Origin of the sequence: Kitasatospora sp. NPDC086801, from assembly GCF_044745805.1 — a bacterium.
GTDB lineage: Bacteria > Actinomycetota > Actinomycetes > Streptomycetales > Streptomycetaceae > Kitasatospora.
The window spans coordinates 1-23,358 of sequence record NZ_JBIVAX010000046.1 but is presented as its reverse complement, the minus strand read 5'-3'; the positions used below and the strand labels follow the sequence as shown (position 1 = coordinate 23,358).

At 72.9% G+C, this 23,358-nt stretch carries 21 protein-coding genes; 8 read left to right on the top strand and 13 right to left on the bottom strand.

Annotated features, from left to right (window positions below; translation table 11 throughout):
- Positions 1-70: 70 nt before the first annotated feature.
- A complete protein-coding gene (lanKC, locus tag ACIPLC_RS32585) occupies positions 71-2,662 on the bottom strand; it encodes a class III lanthionine synthetase LanKC (protein ID WP_400476644.1) in 2,592 nt (863 codons plus the stop codon).
- Between the two features lie 190 nt (positions 2,663-2,852).
- Here lanKC and ACIPLC_RS32580 point away from each other — a divergent pair, with 190 nt between their 5' ends.
- On the top strand, positions 2,853-3,500 hold the full coding sequence (locus tag ACIPLC_RS32580; protein WP_400476643.1) for a response regulator: 648 nt from the start codon (positions 2,853-2,855) through the stop codon (positions 3,498-3,500).
- A gap of 87 nt (positions 3,501-3,587) precedes the next feature.
- On the opposite strand, the gene ACIPLC_RS32575 is transcribed toward ACIPLC_RS32580, so the two are convergent.
- The 4 genes from ACIPLC_RS32575 to mca all read right to left on the bottom strand — a co-directional run bounded on the left by ACIPLC_RS32575 (position 3,588) and on the right by mca (position 7,444).
- The gene (locus ACIPLC_RS32575) at positions 3,588-4,490 is read right to left on the bottom strand and encodes an ArsR/SmtB family transcription factor (protein WP_400476642.1); all 903 of its coding nucleotides are present in this window, start codon (positions 4,488-4,490) and stop codon (positions 3,588-3,590) included.
- A gap of 377 nt (positions 4,491-4,867) precedes the next feature.
- Positions 4,868-6,178: a sensor histidine kinase gene (locus ACIPLC_RS32570; protein WP_400476641.1), complete on the bottom strand. Its 1,311-nt coding sequence runs from the start codon at positions 6,176-6,178 to the stop codon at positions 4,868-4,870.
- A 119-nt stretch (positions 6,179-6,297) separates the two neighbouring features.
- On the bottom strand, positions 6,298-6,489 hold the full coding sequence (locus tag ACIPLC_RS32565) for a hypothetical protein (RefSeq protein WP_400476640.1): 192 nt from the start codon (positions 6,487-6,489) through the stop codon (positions 6,298-6,300).
- A 49-nt stretch (positions 6,490-6,538) separates the two neighbouring features.
- Positions 6,539-7,444: a mycothiol conjugate amidase Mca gene (gene mca, locus ACIPLC_RS32560; RefSeq protein ID WP_400476639.1), complete on the bottom strand. Its 906-nt coding sequence runs from the start codon at positions 7,442-7,444 to the stop codon at positions 6,539-6,541.
- A 240-nt stretch (positions 7,445-7,684) separates the two neighbouring features.
- Between mca and ACIPLC_RS32555 the strand changes: the two genes are divergently transcribed.
- Complete coding sequence (locus tag ACIPLC_RS32555; RefSeq protein ID WP_400476638.1) at positions 7,685-8,101, top strand: DUF4307 domain-containing protein; 417 nt, start codon at positions 7,685-7,687, stop codon at positions 8,099-8,101.
- Positions 8,102-8,503: 402 nt separating this feature from the next.
- The gene (gene greA, locus ACIPLC_RS32550; RefSeq protein ID WP_400476637.1) at positions 8,504-9,004 is read left to right on the top strand and encodes a transcription elongation factor GreA; all 501 of its coding nucleotides are present in this window, start codon (positions 8,504-8,506) and stop codon (positions 9,002-9,004) included.
- A gap of 78 nt (positions 9,005-9,082) precedes the next feature.
- On the opposite strand, the gene ACIPLC_RS32545 is transcribed toward greA, so the two are convergent.
- The 3 genes from ACIPLC_RS32545 to ilvA all read right to left on the bottom strand — a co-directional run bounded on the left by ACIPLC_RS32545 (position 9,083) and on the right by ilvA (position 12,455).
- Positions 9,083-9,940, bottom strand: a complete 858-nt coding sequence (locus tag ACIPLC_RS32545) for an ABC transporter permease (protein WP_400476636.1) — start codon at positions 9,938-9,940, stop codon at positions 9,083-9,085.
- A gap of 1 nt (position 9,941) precedes the next feature.
- Positions 9,942-11,015, bottom strand: a complete 1,074-nt coding sequence (locus tag ACIPLC_RS32540; RefSeq protein ID WP_400476635.1) for an ATP-binding cassette domain-containing protein — start codon at positions 11,013-11,015, stop codon at positions 9,942-9,944.
- Positions 11,016-11,243: 228 nt separating this feature from the next.
- A complete protein-coding gene (gene ilvA / locus ACIPLC_RS32535; RefSeq protein ID WP_400476634.1) occupies positions 11,244-12,455 on the bottom strand; it encodes a threonine ammonia-lyase in 1,212 nt (403 codons plus the stop codon).
- Between the two features lie 122 nt (positions 12,456-12,577).
- Between ilvA and ACIPLC_RS32530 the strand changes: the two genes are divergently transcribed.
- Positions 12,578-13,063 carry a MarR family winged helix-turn-helix transcriptional regulator gene (locus tag ACIPLC_RS32530; RefSeq protein WP_400476633.1) on the top strand — a complete coding sequence of 162 codons (486 nt, stop codon included), beginning with the start codon at positions 12,578-12,580 and terminating at the stop codon, positions 13,061-13,063.
- A gap of 45 nt (positions 13,064-13,108) precedes the next feature.
- Here ACIPLC_RS32530 and ACIPLC_RS32525 read toward each other — a convergent pair whose 3' ends face one another.
- A complete protein-coding gene (locus ACIPLC_RS32525; protein ID WP_400476632.1) occupies positions 13,109-14,263 on the bottom strand; it encodes a cystathionine gamma-synthase in 1,155 nt (384 codons plus the stop codon).
- A gap of 138 nt (positions 14,264-14,401) precedes the next feature.
- Between ACIPLC_RS32525 and msrA the strand changes: the two genes are divergently transcribed.
- Positions 14,402-15,067 carry a peptide-methionine (S)-S-oxide reductase MsrA gene (gene msrA / locus ACIPLC_RS32520; protein WP_400476631.1) on the top strand — a complete coding sequence of 222 codons (666 nt, stop codon included), beginning with the start codon at positions 14,402-14,404 and terminating at the stop codon, positions 15,065-15,067.
- Positions 15,068-15,131: 64 nt separating this feature from the next.
- Here the strand turns inward: msrA and ACIPLC_RS32515 are convergent, their stop codons facing one another.
- The 3 genes from ACIPLC_RS32515 to ACIPLC_RS32505 form a co-directional block, all read right to left on the bottom strand.
- Positions 15,132-16,427, bottom strand: coding sequence for an Ig-like domain-containing protein (locus tag ACIPLC_RS32515; RefSeq protein ID WP_400476630.1), 1,296 nt, complete (start codon positions 16,425-16,427; stop codon positions 15,132-15,134).
- A gap of 204 nt (positions 16,428-16,631) precedes the next feature.
- Positions 16,632-16,967: a hypothetical protein gene (locus tag ACIPLC_RS32510; RefSeq protein ID WP_400476629.1), complete on the bottom strand. Its 336-nt coding sequence runs from the start codon at positions 16,965-16,967 to the stop codon at positions 16,632-16,634.
- Between the two features lie 477 nt (positions 16,968-17,444).
- Positions 17,445-18,869 carry a cystathionine beta-synthase gene (locus tag ACIPLC_RS32505; protein WP_400476628.1) on the bottom strand — a complete coding sequence of 475 codons (1,425 nt, stop codon included), beginning with the start codon at positions 18,867-18,869 and terminating at the stop codon, positions 17,445-17,447.
- A gap of 226 nt (positions 18,870-19,095) precedes the next feature.
- On the opposite strand from ACIPLC_RS32505, the gene ACIPLC_RS32500 reads away from it, so the two are divergent.
- The 3 genes from ACIPLC_RS32500 (at position 19,096) to ACIPLC_RS32490 (ending at position 22,709) form a co-directional block, all read left to right on the top strand.
- Positions 19,096-20,178: an SGNH/GDSL hydrolase family protein gene (locus tag ACIPLC_RS32500; protein WP_400476627.1), complete on the top strand. Its 1,083-nt coding sequence runs from the start codon at positions 19,096-19,098 to the stop codon at positions 20,176-20,178.
- Positions 20,179-20,240: 62 nt separating this feature from the next.
- Positions 20,241-21,461 carry an acetyl-CoA C-acetyltransferase gene (locus ACIPLC_RS32495; RefSeq protein ID WP_400476626.1) on the top strand — a complete coding sequence of 407 codons (1,221 nt, stop codon included), beginning with the start codon at positions 20,241-20,243 and terminating at the stop codon, positions 21,459-21,461.
- 291 nt (positions 21,462-21,752) lie between these two features.
- A complete protein-coding gene (locus ACIPLC_RS32490) occupies positions 21,753-22,709 on the top strand; it encodes a hypothetical protein (protein WP_400476625.1) in 957 nt (318 codons plus the stop codon).
- 93 nt (positions 22,710-22,802) lie between these two features.
- Here ACIPLC_RS32490 and ACIPLC_RS32485 read toward each other — a convergent pair whose 3' ends face one another.
- Complete coding sequence (locus ACIPLC_RS32485) at positions 22,803-23,171, bottom strand: hypothetical protein (protein ID WP_400476624.1); 369 nt, start codon at positions 23,169-23,171, stop codon at positions 22,803-22,805.
- Positions 23,172-23,358: the final 187 nt, after the last annotated feature.

Genomic DNA, 23,358 nt, shown 5'->3' with positions numbered 1-23,358 from the left:
AGCTGAACGGGGCGTCGATGACGATCTCTTCGTCGAGCTCCTGCAGGGCCAGAATGTCGGCCATTACCAGTCACCTCCCCACACCAAATCGCCGGGACGGGGTACCGGGCTCCGCCCGCTCCGGCGTCCACCCGCTGACGGGGTGGGCGCCGGGGAGCAGGGCCTGCCCGGGGCTTTTGGCGGCTTCCAGCGCCAGGAGGGCGCCGGCGGAGCCGGTGGCCAGGTCGGTCGAGAGCCGGACCAGCTGGTCCCCGTGAAGGACGTGTCCGTCCTGATGGGGGGACAGGTGGAGCTCCAGCAGTCGCAGTTGCTCCTCCGCCTCGGCCTGCCAGTGCGGCAGGCGGGCGGCGACCTGGGCGAGGACGTAGGCGAGTCCGGCCCGGCCGTTGAACAGCCCGCCGTGGACGACCACGCGGACCGCACCGGCCCGGGCCGCGGCCTCCACCACGCGGTCGGCGTCGAGCGCCTCGGCCTGCGCGGCGGGTAAGGACAAGGCGGCCAGGGCCACCCCGGCAGAGCCCTCCGCCAGGTACGGCAGCAGGCGGTTCGAGCTGTGCATCTGCAGCATGCCGTCGACCAGTCGGCCGTGTCGCAGCTCGCAGCGGACGGCCCGCTCGGCGGCCTCGGCCCAGGCCGCGTCTCCGGTGAGCCGGGCGCAGCGGGCGAACAGCACCGCCGGTCCGGACCAGCCGCGCAGCAGCCCGGGCCGGTCCAGCAGTCCGGCCTCACCGATCCGCCCGGCGGCCTTGGCCGCCAGGCCGAGCGCCTCGTCGGTGGCGCCGACCTCCAGCAGCAGGTGGGCGATGCCCGTCACCCCGCCGTGGAGGCCCAGCGCCTCGGGCAGCGGACCGGCCAGCAGGCGGTCCACCACGTTCGGTGCGTCCGGGTGCCCGAGCCGGTGGAACAGCCAGCCGGCTCCGGCCAGCCCGTCGTACAGCCCGGCGGGCGTGTCGGCGGGGGCACGCCGTACAGCGGCGGCGAGCCAGTCGAGGTGCTCCTCGTCCGGTGCGGCACCGGCCAGGTGCCGGGCGAGCAGCACGCCGGACGCGCCGTACGCCAGCCCGAGCGCTCCACCGGGACGGAGCCCGGCCACGTCGCCGGGGTGGAGGCGGTCCGCCCGCCCGGGGGTGGCTGCCCCGTCGATGCCGCGCAGCAGCCCGGCGGCGGTGAGCGTCGACGGGGCCCCGGCTGCGGGCCGGGCCGCGAGGTGCGGGCGCAGCGCCGGGGAGAGGGCCAGCCGTTCGGTCATCCGGGCGACGAAGTCGGACGGCAGCGCCGGGAACGACTCCTCGACGAGGTCCAGCAGCCGCGTGACGACCGCCGGGTTGCGCATGGTGAGCGCGGTCAACGAGACGAGGGCGGCGAGTTGGCAACAGCCGAGCGCGAACAGGTCGGCGTCACGGGCGTCGGTGATGGCTCGGTCCATGAAACCGGGGGCACCCAGCGCAGCCTGGCGCGTGGCGTCGAGGGGCGTCGCGAGTTCGAAGTCGATCAGCGCGACGGTGCCGTCCGGACGGATCATGATGTTGTGGTGGTGGAGGTCACCGAATGCCACCCCTTCCCGGTGCAGCGCCGCGACGCACTCCTCGACCTGAGTGAGCCGCGCCACGGCGAGCTCGGCGAAGCCTGCCAGGGTCCGCGCCTCCGGCCGATGCCTGGTGAGCGGGTACTCCCGCCCCAGCCAGGCACTGAAGGGCTCGCCGGGGATGTACTCCATGGCCAGGTAGTGGTGCTCCCAGGCCGTGAAGTGCTCGAACAGGGTCGGCACGAACGGCAGGTGGCCGATCCGGGCCAGGACGTCCCGTTCGACCGTCAGCCGGGTCACCGCGTCGGCCCCGGCGGCGTCCAGCCCGGCGTGCGGGCGGGCCTCCTTGAGGACGACCTGTCGACCGTCCTCGTCCTCGGCGAGGTAGACACCGCCCGCGTTGGAGAAGTGCAGCGCCTTGACCACTCGGTAGCGGCCGATCACGGCCCCCGCGCCCGAGCCGCCGGCGGCGATCCGCTCGGCCAGGAAGTCCGGTGTCCCGGCCCACGCGGGGACGGTGAAGACCGGGCGCCGCGCGTCCGGGACGAGCTTGCCGTCCGGGTCCTTGACCGCGGGCACCCTGGTGCCGTCCGGCAGTTCGCACCACATCAGGGTGAAGGCGCCGTAGCGCACCGACACCGGGCCCTCGTTCCAGCGCAGGTCGTTGAGGACGTACGGGCCGGGCCGGCCCCCCAGTGCCTCGTCCAGTTCGGCGAGGACGGTCTCCAGCTCGTCGGCGGTGCGCGGGTAGACGGTGACGGCCTTGCCGCTGGCGGACCGGTCGGCGTACTTGGCGTTCATCACGGTGACCACCAGCCGACTGCGCAGGTACTTCCACGGCAGCCCGAGCCGGCGACAGACCCGCCAGGCGATCTCGATCGTCTCCTCGGCGGAGTCGGGCGTGGCACTGACGTGGACCTTCCAGCCCTGCTCCGGCAGTTCCAGCGCGCCGGGCGGCGCCAGGCACTCCCACACCCCCTGGGTGCGACTGCGCCAGCCGTCGGGCAGTGCGCCCCCGCCCGGCGCGAACCGGGAGTCCCGGTCATCGCACTGGTCCAGGGCGTCGTACCACACCGGGCCGGCAATCGTATACGACTCGTATTTCGCGTCCACGCCACATCCACCCCCTTTTCTCATTCCGCCGAACTGAATTCCGGTTCTCGCCGGAACTTTCGAAGTTCCGGCCTCCCGTTCCGACATGAACCATCATTCCCAGCCGCCCGACCATGTGACAACCGTGTTAAGCGGGAACTGAATCCGGCACATAAACGGCGGAATCCCGGCGTACGCATCGGAGGCCACCGAAAACCCGTGCGATCATGACCGCATGAAAACGCGCGTCGTGATCGCGGACGACCAGGCGAGCGTCCGCCAGGGGTTCCGGCACATCCTGACGGCCCAGCCCGACATGGAGGTCGTGGCCGAGGTCGCGGACGGCCTGGCCGCCCTGGAGACGGTCCGCACCCTGCGGCCCGACGTCCTGCTGGCCGACATCCGGATGCCCGAGCTGGACGGACTGGAGGTCACCCGCCGACTGGCCGCCATCGCCCCCGAGGTGAAGGTCGTCGTGGTGACCACCTTCGACCTCGACGAGTACGTGCACACCGCCCTGCGCAACGGCGCCTGCGGCTTCCTGCTCAAGCATTCCGGACCCGCGCTACTGGCCGAGGCGGTCCGCTCGGCCGTGGCCGGCGACTCGCTGATCAGCCCGCAGATCACCACCCGCCTGCTGCACCACTTCACCGGTCCGCGCCGGGTCGACCGCTCCCCGGTCGAGCCGCTGACGGCCCGCGAGGAGGAGATCGCCGCCCTGGTCGCCGAGGGGCTGACCAACTCCGACATCGGCGCCGAACTGTTCATCTCCCTCAGCACCGTCAAGACCCATCTGACCAACCTCCAACGCAAGTTGAAAGCCCGCAACCGGGTGGGCATCGCCACCTGGGCCTGGGAGTCGGGCCTGAGCAACCGGGCCTGACCGGCAGGCCCGACCAACCGCGCCCGACCCGCTGGCGCCCGCCCGGCGGCGCAGGCCTCCCACGGAGGACGTCCACCGCCCGGAGCCTCACAGCAGCACCCGCCGGGGGCCTCCGACCGATCGCGGACCCGCCACGCCGAACCGCGTCTCACCGCGCAGCAGCAGCCGCCCCAACGGGGTGACGGTGTGCAGCACGCCGTTGCCGCTGCGCCGAGTGTCGATCAGCCCGGCCGCCCGCAGCACGGCGGTGTGCTGGCTGACCGCCGAGGACGTCACCCCGAGCCGACCGGCCAACTCGCCGGTGGTACAGCCGTCCAGCAAGGTCTGCAGGACCGCCGCCCTGGTCCGGCCGACCAGCGCCGCCAGCGGCTCCTCACCCCGCCGCGCGGGCACCGCCGCCTCCGGCGCACCGTCCAGCACGGGAGCGCCGATCCGGTCGGGGCACATGGCGAAGAGCAGCGTCGGGGCTTCGTCCGGCTCGTCGCGCCGGGGCCGCAGCAGCACCCCGGCACCCTGCAGGAAGAGCGACGGCGCCAGCCGCAACCCCCGCCCGGCGAGGGTGAGTTCGACGTCCCGCTCGGCCGGGATCTCCAGCACCGGGGCGGTCCAGCGGATCCGCGGGTGCAGCGAGCCGAGCAGCGCGTCCACACCGCCGCTGCCGGCGATCTGGCGGCGGACGTCCCGCTCGGCCTCCAGCCGGGCCCGGACGTCCGCCCAGCAGGGCAGCAGTGCCACCCGGTGGAACTCGCGCACCGCGGCGGCGATGTCGGCCCGCGGCACCGTCGACCGCCCCTCCTGGCCGGGCGGCACGATCCGGCCATTCGCCCACGCCCGCAGAACGTCCCGGAAACCACCGTTGGCTCCCGAAAGGCGTCGCAGCCGCTCGGTCAGCACCGGTTGGCGTGCGAGTCGCCCGCCGACGGCCCGTTGCCACGGACGGAAGAACTCCCCGCCGACCCGCCACGCCTCCAGCGCGAGCACGGCCTCCATGTCCCGGTCGACATCGCCAGAAATTCGTACACGAGCCAGATCATCGGCAGACATGACAATACGAATCACAGACTGATCCCCCGATCCCGTTACATCCGTCGCGGCGGTACCCCGGGAAACCTCGCGCCCCTGGTCGCCGTGCCGCCATCCTGCCCGGAGCAGGGCCCCACCACCATCGGCCGATCGGCCCATCCGACCGGCCGGATCAACCTCCGGATAGGCCGATCTGCATCCGCCTGCCCCGAACAGTCCCGAACAGTCCCGAACAGTCCCGAACCGCCCCGAGTACTGCCCCGCACAACCCCGACTGGCACCCCCGGCTGACGGCCCACCCGGTCGGCACCCGGTCAACGCCCCCGGTCAACGCCCCCGGCCGGTCAACCACCGAGACCGGCCGTACCCTCCAGCGGCAGCACGGCCAGAACCCGCCAGCCGCCCTCCACCCCCGGCCCGGCCGCCAGCTCACCGCCGGCCGCCTCCACCCGCTCCAGCAGGCCCGCGAGGCCGAAGCCGCCACCCTCCCGCTCCGCCCCGCCCAGCGCACCGCCCGCGCCGCCCCCGGCACCCTCACCGCCCGCACCACCCGGCCCCCCGTCGTCGGTGACCGCGATCCGCAACGCCCGCCGACCGCCGTGCCGGACCGGACCGACCACGATCTCCACCCCCCGGGCCGAGGGCGCGTGCCGACGGACGTTCGTCAGCGCCTCCACCACCAGCCGGTAGCCCAGGCCGCTGAGCGCCGGCGGCACCGCCGCCAGGTCCGCCTCCTCCGGGACCTCCAGCCGGACCTGCGCGGATCCGCTGCGGGTGAACCGGTCCGCCAGCACCGGCAGTTCGCTCAGATCACGGCGCAGGCTGCGCCCGGCCGGCGTCGCCCGCCCCGCCGCCCGCCCTGCCATCCGCCCCGCCCCGAACCGCCCCCGCGCACCCGGATCGGCGTCGTCGTCGGCGAAGACCTGCACGGTGCGGTCCATGGTGACCAGCGCCTGCCGACCGGCCGCCTCGATCCCCGCCAGCAGTTCGACCACCTGCCGGGGATCCTGCTGCGCCAGCACCTGCGCGGCCTGGGCCAGCACCACCACCCCGGTGACGTCGTGCGCCGCGAAGTCGTGCAGGTCGCGGGCGAGGTCCAGGCGCTGCGCCCGCCGCTCGGCCGCCACCGCCGCCCGCGCGCGGGTGTCCAGCGACCGCAGGTAGCAGCCGATGCCGACCACCGCGCAGGACAGCAGGGCCGAGGTCAGGCAGAGCTTGGCGGTCACCCCGGACGGGGCCGGCGGGTCGGCCCAGAGCCCGATCCGCAGCGGCAGCAGGGCGACCGCCACGACCAGCAGCGATCCGAAGGCGAAGGCGGTCAGCGCCCGGGTCCGGCGCACCGCGGGGACGACCAGCACCAGCAGTGCGACGGTCTCCAGCAGCCACCAGGTCTCGGCGCCGCCGGACACCGGCCCGCCGTACGAGGCGGTCACCAGCAGCGAGGCGGCGCAGGCGATCAGCACCGACGGGGCCAGCGCGCCGGCCCGGCCCGGGGCCCAGAGTGCCGGGAACAGCCCGGCGGCCATCGCCGCCACCCCGGAGCCGACGATCAGCGGGCCAGGGTCCCCCACCCCGGCCGCCGCGGCCGCGAGGACGCCCGTCACGGCCAGCCCGTACCCCACCCTGCGCACCACAGAGTGCCACGACCATGTCATGGCTCACGATCGTACGAAGTCCGGCGACCGCTCGGACCGGCTTCGCCGATCCCGCACCCGCCGGGGCCGTCGCACACCCTCGCGCGCTACCGCCCGGGAGGCCGCGGCTCCCCCGCGCACTACTCCTTGGGGGCTTCCGGCTCCTCCGCGAAGTCGACCTTCTTGAACTGCCGGTTCATGGACTTGGCCAGGAACCAGGTGGCCACGCCGAGGGCGGCGAAGACGACGAAGCCGAGGAGTCCGGGGGTGACCTTGGCGTCGTCGACGGCGAGGTCGGCGGCGAGGTGGACGAGGTTCACGGGGGCGCTCATATCTCTATGGTGGCCCGGCTCACGGGGAGCCGGGCCACCGGGGGGTGGTTCAGTCGCGCGTGTCGGCGGCTTCGACCGCCAGGGTGGGGGTGCGCAGGCCGGCGAACAGGTCGTCCTCCGGCAGGTCCACGTCGATCAGGGTACGGGCGAGCTCGTAGTCCTCGGTGGGCCAGACCTCGCGCTGGACGTCCAGCGGGACGCGGAACCACGGCCCGTCGGGGTCGATCTGGGTGGCGTGGGCGATCAGGGCGCGGTCGCGGGTCTCGAACCAGTCGCCGCAGCGCACCCGGGTGGTGATCTCCCGCTCCTGGCGGCCGCTCTTCTCCCAGCCCGCGATCCACTCGCCGTACGGCGAGTCGTGGCCGTGCTCGGTGAGGTACTGGTGCAGGGCGCGGATGCGGCCCATCGGGAAGCCGTGGTTGTAGTAGACCTTCAGCGGCTGCCAGGGCTCGCCGGCCTCCGGGTAGGCGTCCGGGTCGCCGGCGGCGTCGAAGGCCAGCATGGTGATCTTGTGGGTCATGATGTGGTCGGGGTGCGGGTAGCCGCCGTTCTCGTCGTAGGTCGTGATGACCTGCGGCTTGAACTCCCGGATCAGCCGGACCAGCGGTTCGGCCGCCTCCTTCACGTCCTGAAGGGCGAAGCAGCCCTCGGGCAGCGGGGGCAGCGGGTCCCCCTCGGGCAGGCCGGAGTCGACGAATCCCAGCCAGGCCTGCTTGACGCCCAGGATCGCCCGGGCCTCGTCCATCTCCTTGCGGCGCACCTCGTGGATGTTCTCCTCGATGTACGGGTCCCCCTGGAGCTTGGGGTTGAGAACCGACCCGCGTTCGCCCCCGGTGCAGGTGGCCACGAGCACGTCCACTCCCTGCTCGACGTACATGGCCATGGTGGCCGCGCCCTTGCTGGACTCGTCGTCCGGGTGGGCGTGCACCGCCATCAGTCGCAACTGCTCAGTCAACGCCTTGCGTTCCTTCCACATATCGGGCGTTCCGCGAAGTCCGGTCCGCCCACCGTACGAGCCGCTCACGTCGGGGCCGCGTCGCCGCGGGACCGGCCGCGAACGTACCCCGGCCCGGCCGAGCCCCGCCCCCGCCGGACCGGCCGTGGGCGTGCCCCTCCTATAGTGACGGACTGGAGGAGCGTCGCATTCCCCCCGCACCACCCGCGCGGCCCTCCCCTCAGGAGAGGACTGGGTCCGATGAACGCGAGCACCACCACCCCGCAGCTGCCCGAAGGGCGCTACGGCCGGCGCGGCGACCGCGACTCGGACCGCCGGCTGAAGGTGGTCGGCGCGGTCTGCGGCGTGCTGGGCCTGGGCCTGGTGGCCTGGCTGGGCGGCTCCTACCTGCTGCGCGAGACCACGATCAACGGCTCGGTGCCGACCTTCCAGGCGGTCTCGGACTCCGAGGTCGAGATGCACCTGGCGGTGCGCAAGAGCGACGGGACGGCCGGCAGCTGCACGGTCCGCTCGCAGGGCGCGGACGGCGCGGTGGTCGGGGTGGCCGACTTCCCGGTGCCGGCCGGCGGCTCCAGCTACGACGCCGTGGTCACCCTGCGGACCACCGCCCGCGGCACCACCGCCGAACTGCTGGGCTGCACGCCCGCGAAGAAGTAGGCCGCCCGGCCGGCTTCCGAGGAGGCCCGCCCGCCGAGTCGCACCGGCACCGCGCCCCTCCCACCGGTACTCTGCCGGGCACCACCGGTACTCTGCCGGGCACCCGGCGCATAACCGATCGGGAGAACGGGCATCCGTAGGAAGTCCCGCACCCGGCCCGGCGCGCACCGTCGCCGTACACCGTGGCGCACCGTCGCTGTACACCGTGGCGCAACGCCGACGTCAATGGCGCGCCAACGACCCTTCTGCTTGTCGGCAGGACTTGTTAGGCTCGTGGTTTCGCCCCTTCCGCACCGGATGGTACGGGAGCGGGCGTTGCTTTGTAGTTACGACCGATATCACCACCAACCCTGCTGACGACTCACACCCTCAGCACAGCCCCAGCACCTACGAGGAGCACCCGTGACCCAGACCAGTGAGAACGTGACCTGGCTCACTCAGGCCGGCTACGACCAGCTGAAGGCCGAGCTGGATCACCTGACCGGGCCCTGGCGCATCGAGATCGCCCAGAAGATCGAGGCGGCGCGCGAGGAGGGTGACCTCAAGGAGAACGCCGGCTATCACGCGGCCAAGGAGGAGCAGGGCAAGTACGAGCTGCGCATCCGCCAGCTGACCCAGCTGCTGGAGCGCGCCAAGGTCGGCGAGGCCCCGGCCGACTCGGGTGTGGTGGCCCCGGGCATGGTCGTCACGGTCGCCTTCGACGGCGACGAGGACGACACCATGGTGTTCCTGCTCGCCTCGCGCGAGGTCGCCAGCTCCGACGCGCTGGACGTCTACTCGCCGCAGTCGCCGCTGGGCCGCGCGATCGACGGCAAGCAGATCGGCGACGAGGCCACCTACGAGCTGCCGAACGGCAAGCCCGCCATGGTGAAGATCGTCAAGGTCGTGCCGCACGCCGGCTGACCGAGCCGTACCGACCGACGAGGGCGGCCGCGGAGTCCAGGGACTCCACGGCCGCCCTCGCGGCGCACCGGGCGCGGTTCAGCCCACGGCCGAGCGGTACTTGCGCACCGACAGCCAGGAGAACACCGCGGTGATCAGCACCGACCAGAGCATCGACACCAGCGCGGCGTGCTGCATCGGCCAGGTGTCGTCCACCGGGCCGACCTGGTTGCCGAACAGGTCGCGGCAGGCCTGCACGGTGGCGCTGAACGGGTTCCAGTACGCGACCGTCTGCAGCCAGCCCGGCATCGAGCTGACCGGCACGAAGGCGTTGGAGACGAAGGTCAGCGGGAACAGCCAGATCAGGCCGGCCGAGGTGGCCGCCTCGGGGCTGCGCACCGAGAGGCCGATCAGCGCGCCGATCCAGGAGAACGCGTAGCCGAGCAGGAGCAGCAGGCCGAAGGCGGCGAGCGCGTTGAGCACGCCGTCGTGGATCCGCCAGCCGACCAGCAGCGCGACCAGGGCCAGCACGATCACGGTGAACGCGGTCTGGCACAGGTCGGCCAGGGTGCGGCCGACCAGCACCGCCGAGCGGGCCATCGGCAGCGAGCGGAAGCGGTCCACCAGGCCCTTGGTCATGTCCTCCGCGATCCCGGCGGAGGCGCCGGCGACGGCGAAGGTGACGGTCTGGGCGAAGATGCCGGCCATCAGGAACTGGATGTACGAGCCGGAACTGGAGCTCGCCCCGGGGATCTTGATCGCCCCGCCCATCACGTACGAGAACAGCAGCACGAACATGACCGGCTGCATCAGCCCGAAGACCACGATCTCGGGGATCCTGGTCATCCGGCGCAGGTTGCGCTTGGCGACCACCCAGGAGTCGTGCAGGGTGGCGGCGACGCCGCGGCGCTGCCTGGGCATCGCCTGGCCGATGGCGTGCTCGGTGGCGGTGCTCATCTCAGCGCTCCGTTCCGGCCGCGACGGCCTGCTTGTCCGGTTCCTGGCCGTCGGCGCCGTCCGGCCCGTCGGCGGGCGGCCCGCCCTTGCCCCGGCCACGGCCCCTGGAGCCGGCGTCGTCCTCCTGCTCCACCGCCTCGGCGACGTGGCCGGTGAGGGTGAGGAAGACGTCGTCCAGGGTCGGGCGACGCAGGCCGATGTCGTCGATCTCGATGCCGCGGGCGTCCAGTTCGCGGATGGCGTCGGCGAGCACCCGGGCACCGCCGCTGACCGGCACGGTGATCCGGCGGGTGTTCTTCTCCACGGCCGGCTCGCCCAGCGCGTACCCGGACATCGCCGCGACCGCGTCGGCGACCAGGCCCGGCTCGTGCACCACGACCTCTATCCGCTCGCCGCCGATCTGGGCCTTGAGCTGGTCGGCGGTGCCGCGGGCGATCACCCGGCCGTGGTCGACGACGGCGATGTCGTGCGCGAGCCGGTCGGCCTCCTCCAGGTACTGGGTGGTGAGCAGCAGCGTGGTGCCCTGCTCGACCAGGGTCTCGATGACCTCCCAGAGCGCGAGCCGGTTGCGCGGGTCGAGGCCGGTGGTCGGCTCGTCGAGGAACATCACCGGCGGCCGGACGACCAGCGCGGCGGCGAGGTCGAGGCGGCGGCGCATGCCGCCGGAGTAGGTCTTGGCGGTGCGGTCCTTGGCCTCGGTGAGGTTGAACCACTCCAGCAGCTCCAGCGCGCGGGCCTTCGCCTGACGGACGCTCATCTGGTAGAGCTCGCCGACCATCTGGAGGTTCTCGAAGCCGGTCAGGTACTCGTCGACCGCCGCGTACTGGCCGGACAGGCCGATCAGGCTGCGGACCTTGTCGGGCTGCTTGAGCACGTCGACGCCGGCGACCACCGCGCGGCCCGAGTCGGGGCGCAGCAGGGTGGTGAGGACCCGCACGGTGGTGGTCTTGCCGGCGCCGTTCGGGCCGAGCAGCCCGAGCACCGTGCCCTCGGGGACGTCGAGGCTGACGCCGTCCAGGGCTCGTACGTCGCCGAAGGTCTTCACCAGGTTCTCGGCTTGGATGGCTGGCGCCATGGCCTGCCTCATCTCCTCGGACGAATATGGGCGATCTGTCCCACCCTGCTCCGATTTCGGGCACACGAGCGACTCGGTTTTCGCCCACGGGGCACAGAACGCGATGTATCGCGAGTCTGGCAGCACGCGATATATCGCGTCAAGGGATACGGCTCCGCCATCGTGACAGGGACCACCGACAGCCACCCCGCAATATCCGGGGCATCAGGCGCCTCGATCGCGGGCGCCTCAGTCCGAGACGACGTACCCGGCGTCCCGCAGCTCACCGACCACGGCCGCGCAGTGCTCCGGGCCCTTGGTCTCCAGGTGCAGGTCCACCTCGACCTCGGTCAGCCCCAGCCGCGGGTCGATCCGCACGTGCGCGACGTCCAGCACGTTGGCGTCCAGCCTGGTCAGCACCCCCAGCAGGTCGGCCAGCGAGCCCGGCTTGTCCGCCAGCCGCACCCGCAGCGACAGGTACCGGCCGGCCGCCGCCAGCCCGTGCCGCAGCACCCGCTGCATCAGCTGCGGGTCGATGTTGCCGCCGGACAGCACGGCCACCACCGGGCCCTCGAAGGAGTCCGGCTGCTCCAGCAGCGCCGCGATCGGGGCCGCCCCGGCCGGCTCGACCACCAGTTTCAGCCGTTCCAGGCCGAGCAGCAGGGCCCGCGACAGCGAGTCCTCGGAGACCGTCCGGACGCCGTCCGCCAGCGTGTTGACCACCTCGAACGGGATGTCCCCGGGCCGGCCGACCATGATCCCGTCGGCCATCGTGGCGTAGTGCTCCAGCGACACCGGCCGCCCGGCCGCCAGCGAGGGCGGGTACGCGGCCGCGCCCGCCGCCTGCACCCCCACCACCCGGACGTCCGGCCGCAGCGGCTTGACCGCCGCCGCGATCCCGGCCAGCAGACCGCCGCCGCCCACCCCGACCAGGATCGTCCGCACCTCGGGGCACTGCTCCAGGATCTCCAGCCCGACCGTCGCCTGACCGGTGATCACGTCCCAGTGGTCGAAGGGGTGGATGAACACCGCGCCGGTCGCCTCCGAGTACCGCTGGGCGGCCTGCAACGCCTCGTCCACCGTGGCGCCGTGCAGCCGCACCTGCGCGCCGTACTCCCGGGTCGCCGCGACCTTGGGCAGCGGCGCCGCGACCGGCATGAACACGGTCGAGTGCACCCCCAGCAGCGCGGCCGCCAGCGCCACCCCCTGCGCGTGGTTGCCCGCGCTCGCCGCCACCACCCCGCCGGCCCGCTGCACCGGCGAGAGCCCGGCGATCCGCACGTACGCCCCGCGCAGCTTGAACGATCCGGTGCGCTGGAGGTTCTCGCACTTCAGGTGGACCGGCGAGCCGATCAGCCCGGACAGGTACCGACTACCCTCCATCGGCGTCACCCGGGCGATTCCGGCGAGCATCTTCTGGGCGCCGCGGACGTCGTCGAGGGTGACCGGCCAGTTGTGCATAACGCCAGCCTACGGCCGTCGACACCGGCAATCCGGGATGTCGGGGCTGTTCCCGGGCCCGCTCGGCCCGCGTACGCTGCTGCTTCTGAGCCTCCCTCACCGCACGACGATCGTGAGCCGCGATGACGACGACCTCGCCCCAGGCCACCGACCGCACCGACCCCCTGCACGCCCGACTCCAGTACCAGCTGGCGGTGTTCGCCCGCCGGATGGACCAGGTCCGGACCACCGGCGGCGGCGTCGGCGCGCTGGACCGGGCCGCCTACCTGCTGCTCGACCGCCTGGAGCGGCACGGGCCCGCCAACGTCAAGGCGCTGGCCGAGTCGCTCGGCGTCGACTCCTCCACGGTGACCCGGCAGGTCGCCCCGCTGGTCGCGGGCGGGCTGGTCGGCCGGGTCCAGGACCCGGCCGACCGCCGCGCCGTACGCCTCGCACTGACCCCGGTCGGCTCCGGCCGACTGGCCGAAGTCCGCGACGGGCGGGCCGAGTTGACCCGCCGCCTGGTGGCCGGCTGGCCGCCCGAGGAACAGCAGGCGTTCTGCGCCCTGCTGGCCCGCTTCAACCACGCGATGGAGTCGTACACGGCGGACCAGCAGGGCCAGCAGTAGCGGCCCGACCGGCTCAAGCGCGCGACAGGATCAGCCGCGGCAGGATCAGCCCAGCGCCTGCTGGAGGTCGGCGAGCAGGTCGTCGATCGACTCGATGCCGACCGAGACGCGCACCAGGTCGGCGGGCACCTCCAGCGCCGAGCCGGCCACCGAGGCGTGGGTCATCCGGCCCGGGTGCTCGATCAGCGACTCCACGCCGCCCAGCGACTCACCGAGGGTGAACAGCTGCGCGCGGTTGCAGACCTCGACCGCCGCCTCCTCGCCGCCCTGGACCCGGAAGGAGACCATGCCGCCGAAGGCCTTCATCTGCTTGGCGGCGATGCCGTGCCCGGGGTGCTCGGGCAGGCCCGGGTACAGCACCTGGCTGACCTTCGGGTGGCTCGCCAGCAGCTCGGCGACCTTCTCCGCGTTGGCGCTGTGCCGGTCCATCCGGACGCCCAGCGTCTTGATGCCGCGCAGCACCAGCCAGGCGTCGAACGGCCCGGAGACGGCGCCCATCGCGTTCTGGTGGTAGGCGACCTCCTCGCCCAGGGTCGCGTCGGCCAGCACCAGCGCACCGCCGACCACGTCCGAGTGGCCGCCCATGTACTTGGTGGTGGAGTGCACGACCGCGTCCGCGCCGAGCGCGATCGGCTGCTGCAGGTACGGGCTGGCGAAGGTGTTGTCGACCACCAGCAGCGCGCCGGCGCCGTGCGCGACCTCGGCGAGCGCGGCCAGGTCGGTGATGCCCAGCAGCGGGTTGGACGGGGTCTCCACCCAGACCGCGCGGGTGTTGGGGCGCAGCGCGGCGCGGACGGTGGCCAGGTCCTGGGTGTTGGCGACGGAGAACTCGACGCCCCAGCGGGTCAGCACCTTGGCGAACAGCCGGAAGGTGCCGCCGTAGGCGTCGTTGGGGATCACGATGTGGTCGCCCGGCTTGAGGATGGTGCGCAGCAGGGTGTCCTCGGCGGCCAGGCCGGAGGCGAAGGCGAGGCCGCGGGCGCCGCCCTCCAGCGCCGCGAGGCACTCCTCCAGCGCGGTGCGGGTCGGGTTGGCGCTGCGGCTGTACTCGTAGCCGCCCCGCAGGCCGCCCACCCCGTCCTGCTTGTAGGTGGACACCTGGTAGATCGGCGTGACGACGGCCCCGGTCTGGGGGTCCGCTTCCTGACCCGCGTGGATGGCGAGGGTCTCGAAGCCCTGGGGAAGCTGGTGCTCGGTCATGGGTCGAGCCTAGTGGCCGTACGGCCCGGCGCCCTCCGGAACGTCCCAGCCCGCCGCGAACCCGGGCCGCGGCGGAATCCGGGGGCGGCCCGCCGCGTTGAACCCTGCGCAACCCTCCCTGCCCCGCTGGAGCAGGCCGTGCTGTTCAACCGCCACAAGACCTCGCTCGTTCCCGCCGACCAGGCGCTGCCCGGCCGGGAGTCGCCGGGCTTCGCGCTGCGCGAGCCGCACACCGTGCTCGGCCACCCGCTCACCGGCCCGTACCCGGACGGTCTGGAGGTGGCCGACTTCGGGCTGGGCTGCTTCTGGGGCGCCGAGCGGACGTTCTGGCACCTGCCCGGCGTCTGGACGACGCTGGTCGGCTACCAGGGCGGCTACACCCCCCACCCGACGTACGAGGAGGTGTGCAGCGGGCTGACCGGGCACACCGAGGCGGTCCGGGTGGTGTTCGACCCCTCGCTGGTCTCCTACCAGCGGCTGCTGAAGACCTTCTGGGAGGCGCATGACCCGACCCAGGGCAACCGCCAGGGCAACGACGTCGGCACCCAGTACCGCTCCGCCGTCTACACCCACTCCCCCGCCCAGGCCGCCGCCGCGGCCGCCGGCCGGGACGCCTTCCAGCCGGCCCTGACCGCGCTCGGCTACGGCCCGATCACCACCGAGATCGCCCCGGCGGGCCCGTTCTACCCGGCCGAGCCGTACCACCAGCAGTACCTGTCCGACGCCAAGAACCCGAACGGCTACTGCGGCCTCGGCGGCACCGGCGCCTCCTGCCCGATCGGCGTGGCCCGCACGCAGGGCTGACCGCCCGTGGCCGTTCCGGCGGGCCGGTCACCTCGGGTGACCGGCCCGCCGGTCGGGCCCGGCGTCAGACGGCGCTGCCGGCCTTCCAGGCGGCCCAGCCGAGGTTCCAGCCGTTCAGGCCGTTGTCCGGTGCGACGGTCTTGTCGCCGGAGTTCACGACCTCGACCACGTCGCCGATCATGCAGCTCTTGTAGAACTTGTAGCCGTCCGTGCTGCCGTCCTGCGCGCCCTTGGCGTCCTGCAGGCCGATGCAGCCGTGGCTGGTGTTCTGGCCGCCGAAGATCGACGGCGAGGACCAGTAGTTGCCGTGGATGAAGGTGCCCGAGGTGGTGAGCCGCTGGGCGTGCGGGACGTCCGCGATGTCGTACTCGCTGCCGAGGTTGACGGTCTGCGAGTTCATCCGGGTCTGCTGGAACTGCTCGGAGATCACCATCTTGCCGCCCCAGGTGCGGTGGTCGGGCGCCCCGCCGGAGATCTTGTAGACGGCGCTGACCTGGCCGTCGGTGGTGACGGTGAGCTTCTTGGTGGCGAGGTCGGCGACGCTGGTCTGGGCGCGGCCGATGGTGAAGCGGACGTCCTTGGACTGGGTGCCGTAGACGCCCTTGGCGCCCTCGACGTCCTTGAGCCGGAGCTTGAGGGTGACCTTGGTGCCCTTGGCCCAGTACTCCTGCGGCCGGAAGTCGAGGCGGGTGCTGGAGAACCAGTACCCGACGATCTCGACGCCCGGCTCGGCTATCACGGTGATCGCCTGCTGGACGGCCTTGCGGTCGGTGATCGGCTTGCTGAAGTTGATCGAGACGGGCATGCCGACGCCGACGACCGAGCCGTCCTCGGGCGTGAAGTAGCCGACGAAGGTGTTGGCCGGGGTCGCCGTGGTGAAGGTGGCGTTGGCGTCCGCCTCCAGCTTGTCCTTGTCGAGGGCGGTGGCGGCCACGGTGTACTTGGTGCCGCTGGCGGGGGCGGCGGCCGAGGTCCAGCTGGCGCCGTCGGAGGCGAGCTGGCCGGCCAGTTCCTTGCCGGTGGAGTCGGCGACCTTGACGGTGCCCAGGGTGCCGTTGCTGACGGTGACCTTGACCGGCTCGCTGAAGCTGGCGGCGGCGGCGCCGTCCGCGGGCGTGACGGTGATGACGGCGGCCGAGGTCTTCGGCGCGCTGCTGGTCCCGCCGGAGCCGGAGCCGGTGCCCGGGGTTCCGCCGGAGCCGCCCGAGCCGCCCGAGCCGCCGGAACCGTTGGCGTCGGCACTCTTGGTGTCGTTGCAGGCCGCGAGCAGCAGGACCGGCGCCCCGATCAGGCCCGCGAGCACTCCGCGCCGGCTCCAGTTGCCTCCGCCTGCCCGCCCCTGGCCGTCCCGTGCCGTCACGTCGCGTCTCCCTGCTGATCATCCGGGCATTTACGGATACAGAAACGCAATCCGCCCGTTCACGGTTCCACCATCGAAGGGTAAGCGATCGTATGAGATGACCCAACTTCCCAGCGAACAGGGACGAAACGCCCGGCCTGCACGGCAGACCGGGCGTTCACGAGCGGTGACGAGGCCGCGGGGCGAGGCGGCGGGGCGAGGCCGCTACTCGGCGGACTCGTCCACCACGTACTCGTCCCACTCCTCGGTCTCGGGGTCGAACTCGGTCTGCGCCGACTCCCAGGTCGCCGAGGCCAGTTCGACGCCCGGCACGTCGCCGAGCAGCGCCACCGGGTCGATGAAGTGGGCGAGCGAACCCGACGGGTCCACCTCGATGGCGTCGACGGACTGGGCACGCTCGTCGTCGTCGAGGTACTCGTCCTCGGTCACCTGCTTCAGGGCGGCCGCCTTGAGCGCGCCCTCGTCGGTGATCTCCGCGATGAGCTCGATCTTGAGCCGGACGTAACGCGGTTCGTCCTGGGTGGTTTCAGTGCTGGTCATGCGTGTGAGCGTACGGGAAGGGCCGGCCCCTCGGAGAAGGACCGGCCCTGCCGTTCTCCGCCTCGGCTCCCCCACCCGGGAGCCGCGGAGACGCGCCGTGCGGCGCGTAGTGCCACGGGAGCCGCCGCACCCTGTCGACCGGCCGCAGCCGGGCAGGGGCGGGACGACGGCGCCTCCCGCGGAGGCCCCTCTCCCCCGTTGCCGGGTTGGAGGGCGGGCACGGCGGGCCGGGTCAGGACCGCCCGACGTGTCCGGAGCCGACCGCGTCCGCCGGGGAGCCGCTCCCGGATGGTTGCCGTCGTCTCGCTCGGCGTCTTGCCGTTGACCACCACGATGCCGGACCGTTGTTAACCACGTGCTGCGGGCAGGTGACACCGGTGTACCACTTCTCCCGTGGGCGAACCACGGGCGAAGAGTCGACGAACCCTCGGCCGCCCCGCCGACCGGGCCCGGGAGCCGGGGGCGGGGCCGACGGGGTCAGTGCGCGGCGCGACCGGCGAGGAAGCCCAGCAGGTCCTGGCGGGTGACGATGCCCTGCGGCTTGCCCTCCACCAGCACCACGGCGGCGTCCGCCTTCTCCAGCACGGTCATCAGGTTGGTGACCGTCTCGCCCGAGCCGACGACCGGCAGCGGCTTGGACATCACCCGGTCCAACGTGTCGGTCAGCTCGATCTCCTTCGCGAAGACGCCTTCCAGCAGCAGCTTCTCCGCCACCGAGCCGATCACCTCGCCGGCCATGATGTCCGGGTGCCCGGCACCCGGGGAGACCACCGGCATCTGCGAGACGCCGTACTCGCGCAGCACCCGGACCGCCTCGGCGACCGTCTCGTTCGGGTGCATGTGAACGAACTGCGGGATGCCCTCGTGCTCGATGGCGTCCTTGCGGGCCAGCACCTCGCCGATGTGCGCCTCGTCGGTGGACGAGGGCAGGAAGCCGTAGTCGGCCATCCAGTCGTCGTTGAAGATCTTGGACAGGTAGCCGCGGCCGCCGTCCGGCAGCAGCACCACCACGACGTCGTCCGGGCCCAGGTCCTTGGCCACCTCCAGCGCGGCCACCACGGCCATGCCGCAGGAGCCGCCGACCAGCAGGCCCTCCTCCTTGGCCAGGCGGCGGGTCATCTGGAAGGAGTCCTTGTCGGAGACGGCGACGATGCCGTCGGCGACGTCGCGGTCGTAGGCGGTCGGCCAGAAGTCCTCACCGACGCCCTCGACCAGGTACGGCCGGCCGGTGCCGCCCGAGTAGACCGAGCCCTCCGGGTCGGCGCCGATCACCTTGACCTTGCCGCCCGAGACCTCCTTCAGGTAGTTGCCGGTGCCGGAGATGGTGCCGCCGGTGCCGACGCCCGCCACGAAGTGGGTGATCCGCCCCTCGGTCTGCTCCCACAGCTCCGGGCCGGTGGAGTGGTAGTGCGAGGCCGGGTTGTCCGGGTTGGAGTACTGGTCCGGCTTCCAGGCGTTCGGGGTCTCCCGGACGAGCCGGTCGGAGACGTTGTAGTACGAGTCCGGGTGCTCGGGGGCCACGGCGGTGGGACAGACGACCACCTCGGCGCCGTACGCGCGCAGGGTGTTGATCTTGTCGGTGGACACCTTGTCCGGACAGACGAAGATGCACTTGTAGCCCTTCTGCTGGGCCACGATCGCCAGGCCGACCCCGGTGTTGCCGGAGGTCGGCTCGACGATGGTGCCGCCCGGCTTCAGGGCGCCCGAGGCCTCGGCGGCCTCGATCATGCGCATCGCGATGCGGTCCTTCACCGAGCCGCCGGGGTTGAAGTACTCGACCTTCGCCAGCACTGTCGCACTGATGCCCTCGGTGACCTTGTTCAGCTTGACCAGCGGCGTGTTGCCGACGAGGTCGATGATCGAGTTGTGGTACCGCACGGGGGTCCTCCCGGTTGTGGGCATGCGAGTGCTTTCGGTACTGCAAAGCCTAGGGCGTGCCGCCCGCCCCAGCCCGCCCTTCCGCCCCACCCGCCCCTCACTCCGACCCCGCGCGACGGCCCGCCACCTGCCGTTCTCCCCCAACGGCCCAGCCCCGCAGGTAGCCCCGGCCCCCACGCGGGTAGGAGGGGGGTGCAGGCATCGCCATGGCCCCGGAGGGGGCGGCACGAGGACGCGAAGGGGGCATCGGATGCCAGGGGCACAGGACTCGCGGGCCCGGGTGGCCCGCCGGATCGCCACCGCGGCGGCGTACGGCGGCGGCGGGCTCGGCCTGCTGGGCGTGGGCCTGGTGGGCGTGCTGCTCACCGAGAGCAAGCTGGCGATCCAGGCCATCGGCGTGCTGGAGGGCGATCCGCCCAAGGCCGACGGCGTCTACGGCGAGGCCTTCGCCGACAGCTCCGCCGCCGCGCAGCCGCCGCTGGTGCTGGCCGTCCTCGGCGACTCCACCGGCGCCGGCCTCGGTGTGCTGCGGGCCCGGGAGACTCCGGGCGCGCTGCTCGCCGCGGGCCTGGCCTCGGTGGCCGAGCGCCCGGTCCGGCTGGTCAACGTGGCCCGCACCGGCGGCCGTTCCGCCCACCTCTCGGGCCAGTTGGAGCAGGCGCTGCCGCACCACCCGGACGTCGCCGTGATCATGATCGGCGCCAACGACGTGACCCGGCACAGCCCGGCCCAGTTGGCCGTCCGCCAGCTCGGCGAGGCGGTCGCGGCGCTGCGGGCGAACGGCTGCGAGGTGGTGGTCGGCACCTGCCCGGACCTCGGGACGATCAAGCCGGTGCGCCCGCCGCTGCGCTGGGTGGCCCGCCGGCTGAGCCGGCAGCTGGCGGCCGCGCAGACCATCGCGGTCGTGGAGGCCGGCGGCCGGACGGTCTCGCTGGGCTCGCTGCTGGGCCCGGAGTTCGCGGCGCGCCCGGAGATGTTCGCCGCCGACCGCTACCACCCGTCCGCCCAGGGCTACGCGACGGCCGCGATGGCCGTGCTGCCCTCGGTGTGCGCCGCGCTCGGCCTCTGGCCGGAGGAGGAGCACCCGGCCGCCCCCGTGCCGGGCGGGGCGGTCCTGCCGGTGGCGATGGCCGCAGCCGCCGCGGCCGGGCGTTCGGGCACCGAGGTGGCGGCCGTCGAGGCGGAGGGCGCCGGCCGTCGCTGGGCGCTGCTGCGCCACCGGCTGCGGGTCGGGCTGCCCGGCTCGTGGGCGCCCGGGGAGGCCGGGGAAGGAGCCGCTCCAGAGGCCGGCAACACGTCGGCCAGCTCACATGCCGGGACGGGTGACGCCTGATCTACCAGGCGGTAACTTTCCTCCCGGACGTCAGTCCGCCGTCACCCAGCGAGGAGCCCGCCATGCCCGAAGCCGTCATCGTCAGCGCCACCCGTTCGCCGATCGGCCGGGCCTTCAAGGGCTCGCTCAAGGACGTCCGCCCCGACGACCTGACCGCCCACGTCATCCAGGCCGCGCTGGCCGAGGTCCCGCAGCTCGACCCGCGCGAGATCGACGACCTGATGCTGGGCTGCGGCCTGCCCGGCGGCGAGCAGGGCCACAACCTGGCCCGCATCGTGGCCGTCCAGATGGGCATGGACTACCTGCCCGGCGCCACCGTCACCCGCTACTGCTCGTCCTCGCTGCAGACCACGCGGATGGCACTGCACGCGATCAGGGCGGGCGAGGGCGATGTCTTCATCTCGGCCGGCGTGGAGACCGTCTCGCGCAGCGTGAACGGCACCTCGGACGGCATGCCGGGCACCACGAACCCGGTCTTCGACGAGGCCCGGGCCCGCACCGCCGAGCGCGCCGAGGAGGGCGGCGGGGAGTGGCACGACCCGCGCGAGGACGGCCTGCTGCCGGACGCCTACATCGCGATGGGCCAGACCGCCGAGAACCTGGCCGCGCTCAAGGGGATCACCCGCGCCGAGCAGGACGAGTTCGGCGTCCGCTCGCAGAACCTCGCCGAGGCCGCCATCGAGGCCGGCTTCTGGGAGCGCGAGATCACCCCGGTGACGCTCCCGGACGGCACCGTGGTGAGCAAGGACGACGGCCCGCGCGCCGGCGTCACGCTGGAGGGCGTCTCCGGCCTGAAGCCGGTGTTCCGTCCGGACGGCACCGTGACCGCCGGTAACTGCTGCCCGCTGAACGACGGCGCCGCCGCGCTGGTCATCATGTCCGACACCAAGGCCCGCGAGCTGGGCATCACCCCGCTCGCCCGGGTGGTCTCCACCGGCGTCAGCGCGCTCTCCCCCGAGATCATGGGCTACGGCCCGGTCGAGGCCTCCCGGCAGGCGCTGCGGCGGGCCGGCCTGACCATCGACGACATCGACCTGGTCGAGATCAACGAGGCCTTCGCCGCCCAGGTGATCCCGTCCTACCGGGATCTCGGCATCGACCTGGACAAGCTGAACGTCAACGGTGGCGCGATCGCCGTCGGCCACCCGTTCGGCATGACCGGCGCCCGGATCACCACCACCCTGATCAACTCCCTGCGGTGGCACGACAAGCAGTTCGGCCTGGAGACCATGTGCGTCGGCGGCGGCCAGGGCATGGCGATGGTGATCGAGCGCCTCAGCTGACCTCGCCGGGCCACCCCGGAAGGGTCTGGACCACCCGTTTGGAGTGACAGTGAGTAATTGAGGGCCGGATCACATCGCGAGGTCGATCCGGCCCTCTTTTCGCTCGTTTTCGGCTCGGAAATCGACACTGCGGAGCGGATCAACTCCACTGCGTAGAACGGTGTTACCTAACAATTTGGGGACAAGAGCGAAAGTCCCCCACAAATTAGACATTCGCCACTGCGGTAACACCCCCGGATGCGGCAGTGTGGACACGTAACCCCGTTCCGCTCCTCCCTAGGAGTACGTTCCGTGAGCGCCGTCTACACCATCCTGCTGCTGATCCTGATCACCGTGTCGACCGCCGTGCTGCTCCACCTCCGGGGACTCTCCCGTCGGCTGGACGCGCAGGCCGCGGCCCAGGCCGTGCCCGTCCCGGTGGACCAGGCCGCGATACGCCAGGCCGTCACCGAGGCCCTCGCCGCCGACCGCGAGCGGGAGATCACCGAGGCCCGGGCGTTCTGGGCCGAGCAGGAGGCCCGCGCGGCCGAGGACGCACCACTGTTCGACTCCCCGTACACCGGCCCGTTCGCCAGCACCGACGAGTGGCCGCTGTTCTTCCCCCGCCCGACCGGCCCGCAGGACGCCGCCGACAACGCCGGCACCATGGACCCGGAGTTCGGCGAGGCGCTGCGCTCCGCGCTGGAGGACCTGATCAACGAGGGCCCCACCGAGCCCGGCCCCGAGGGCGGCTCGCCGCTGCGCCCCGGCCAGGGCACCGGCACCGGCACCGCCTCGGCCTCGGCCGAGCCCACCGGAGAGGCCCGCGCCCGCCGCGAGGCCGACCTGCTGGCCACCGGCCTGGAGGCCGGGCTGCTGGACGCCGACCCGGCCGTCGAGGACGCCCCGGTCGCCGCACCCGACCCGCGCCGCCACCCCTCCCACCCCGACTTCGTGCCCAGCCAGGCGCCGTCCCGCGAGTGGACCGACACCCGGCTGGCCACCCTCGCCGACGAGGCCGTCGCCCTGATCGACGTCCGCCCGGGCCCGCTGGGCACCCTGGACGTGTACGCCTTCGCCGACGGCACCACGCTCTGCGTAGCCCCGGGCGACCGGGAGGCCGCCTACCGGCTGATCGACGCGGTCCGTGCCGGTGAGCACGTCCGACTGCTCGGCGGCTCGCGCTTCTCCGGCTCGTACTCGCTGACCTTCTCCACCGACGAGGAGGCCGTCTACGTCCTCGCCGACCGGGTGGTCGCCAGCATCTGACGCCGCCCCAGCAGCGCGGCGCACCACAGCACACCGAAGGCCGGCCGGGTCAAGGGGTTACCGACCCGGCTGGCCTTCGGTGTGTCCGGACGTCTACCCGCAGAGCGCCGCCGTCGCACGCACCCCGGCCACCGCGCCGGCCAGCACCTCGGAGACCGCCTCCGGCCCCTCCGGCAGCGCCACCTCCGCGTCCTCGGGCAGCGCCGCGAGCGCGGCCGCCAGATCGTGCCCGGCGACGGCCAGTTGGTCGCCCACCGCGAACGCCCCCGCCTCCGGGAACTCCCGCTCCGGCCCGCCCTCCGCCGCCAGCGCCAGGGCCGCCAGCCGCCGGGCCAGCGCCAACGCGGCCGCCGCCCGGGACTCGTACCCGGGCACGGCACCCAGCAGTTTGCTCTGCGGCAGCGAGCGGAAACGATCCGCCAGTGAGTCGACGGCTTCGACCAGGAGCTGTACGTCATGCATGCCAAGGAGCCTAAGGGAGCGCGGCCGGAAAGCCGCCGGGCCCCGGAGCGGTCGCTCCGGGGCCCGGCGGCAGTGGTACGGCGGGAACGGGACTAGGTTCTGTCCGCGCGATCATGAGCGGAGCCAGATGGCCAGTGCGGCGACCGTGACTGTGCCGAGAAAGACGTACACGCGTTTGTCGTACCTG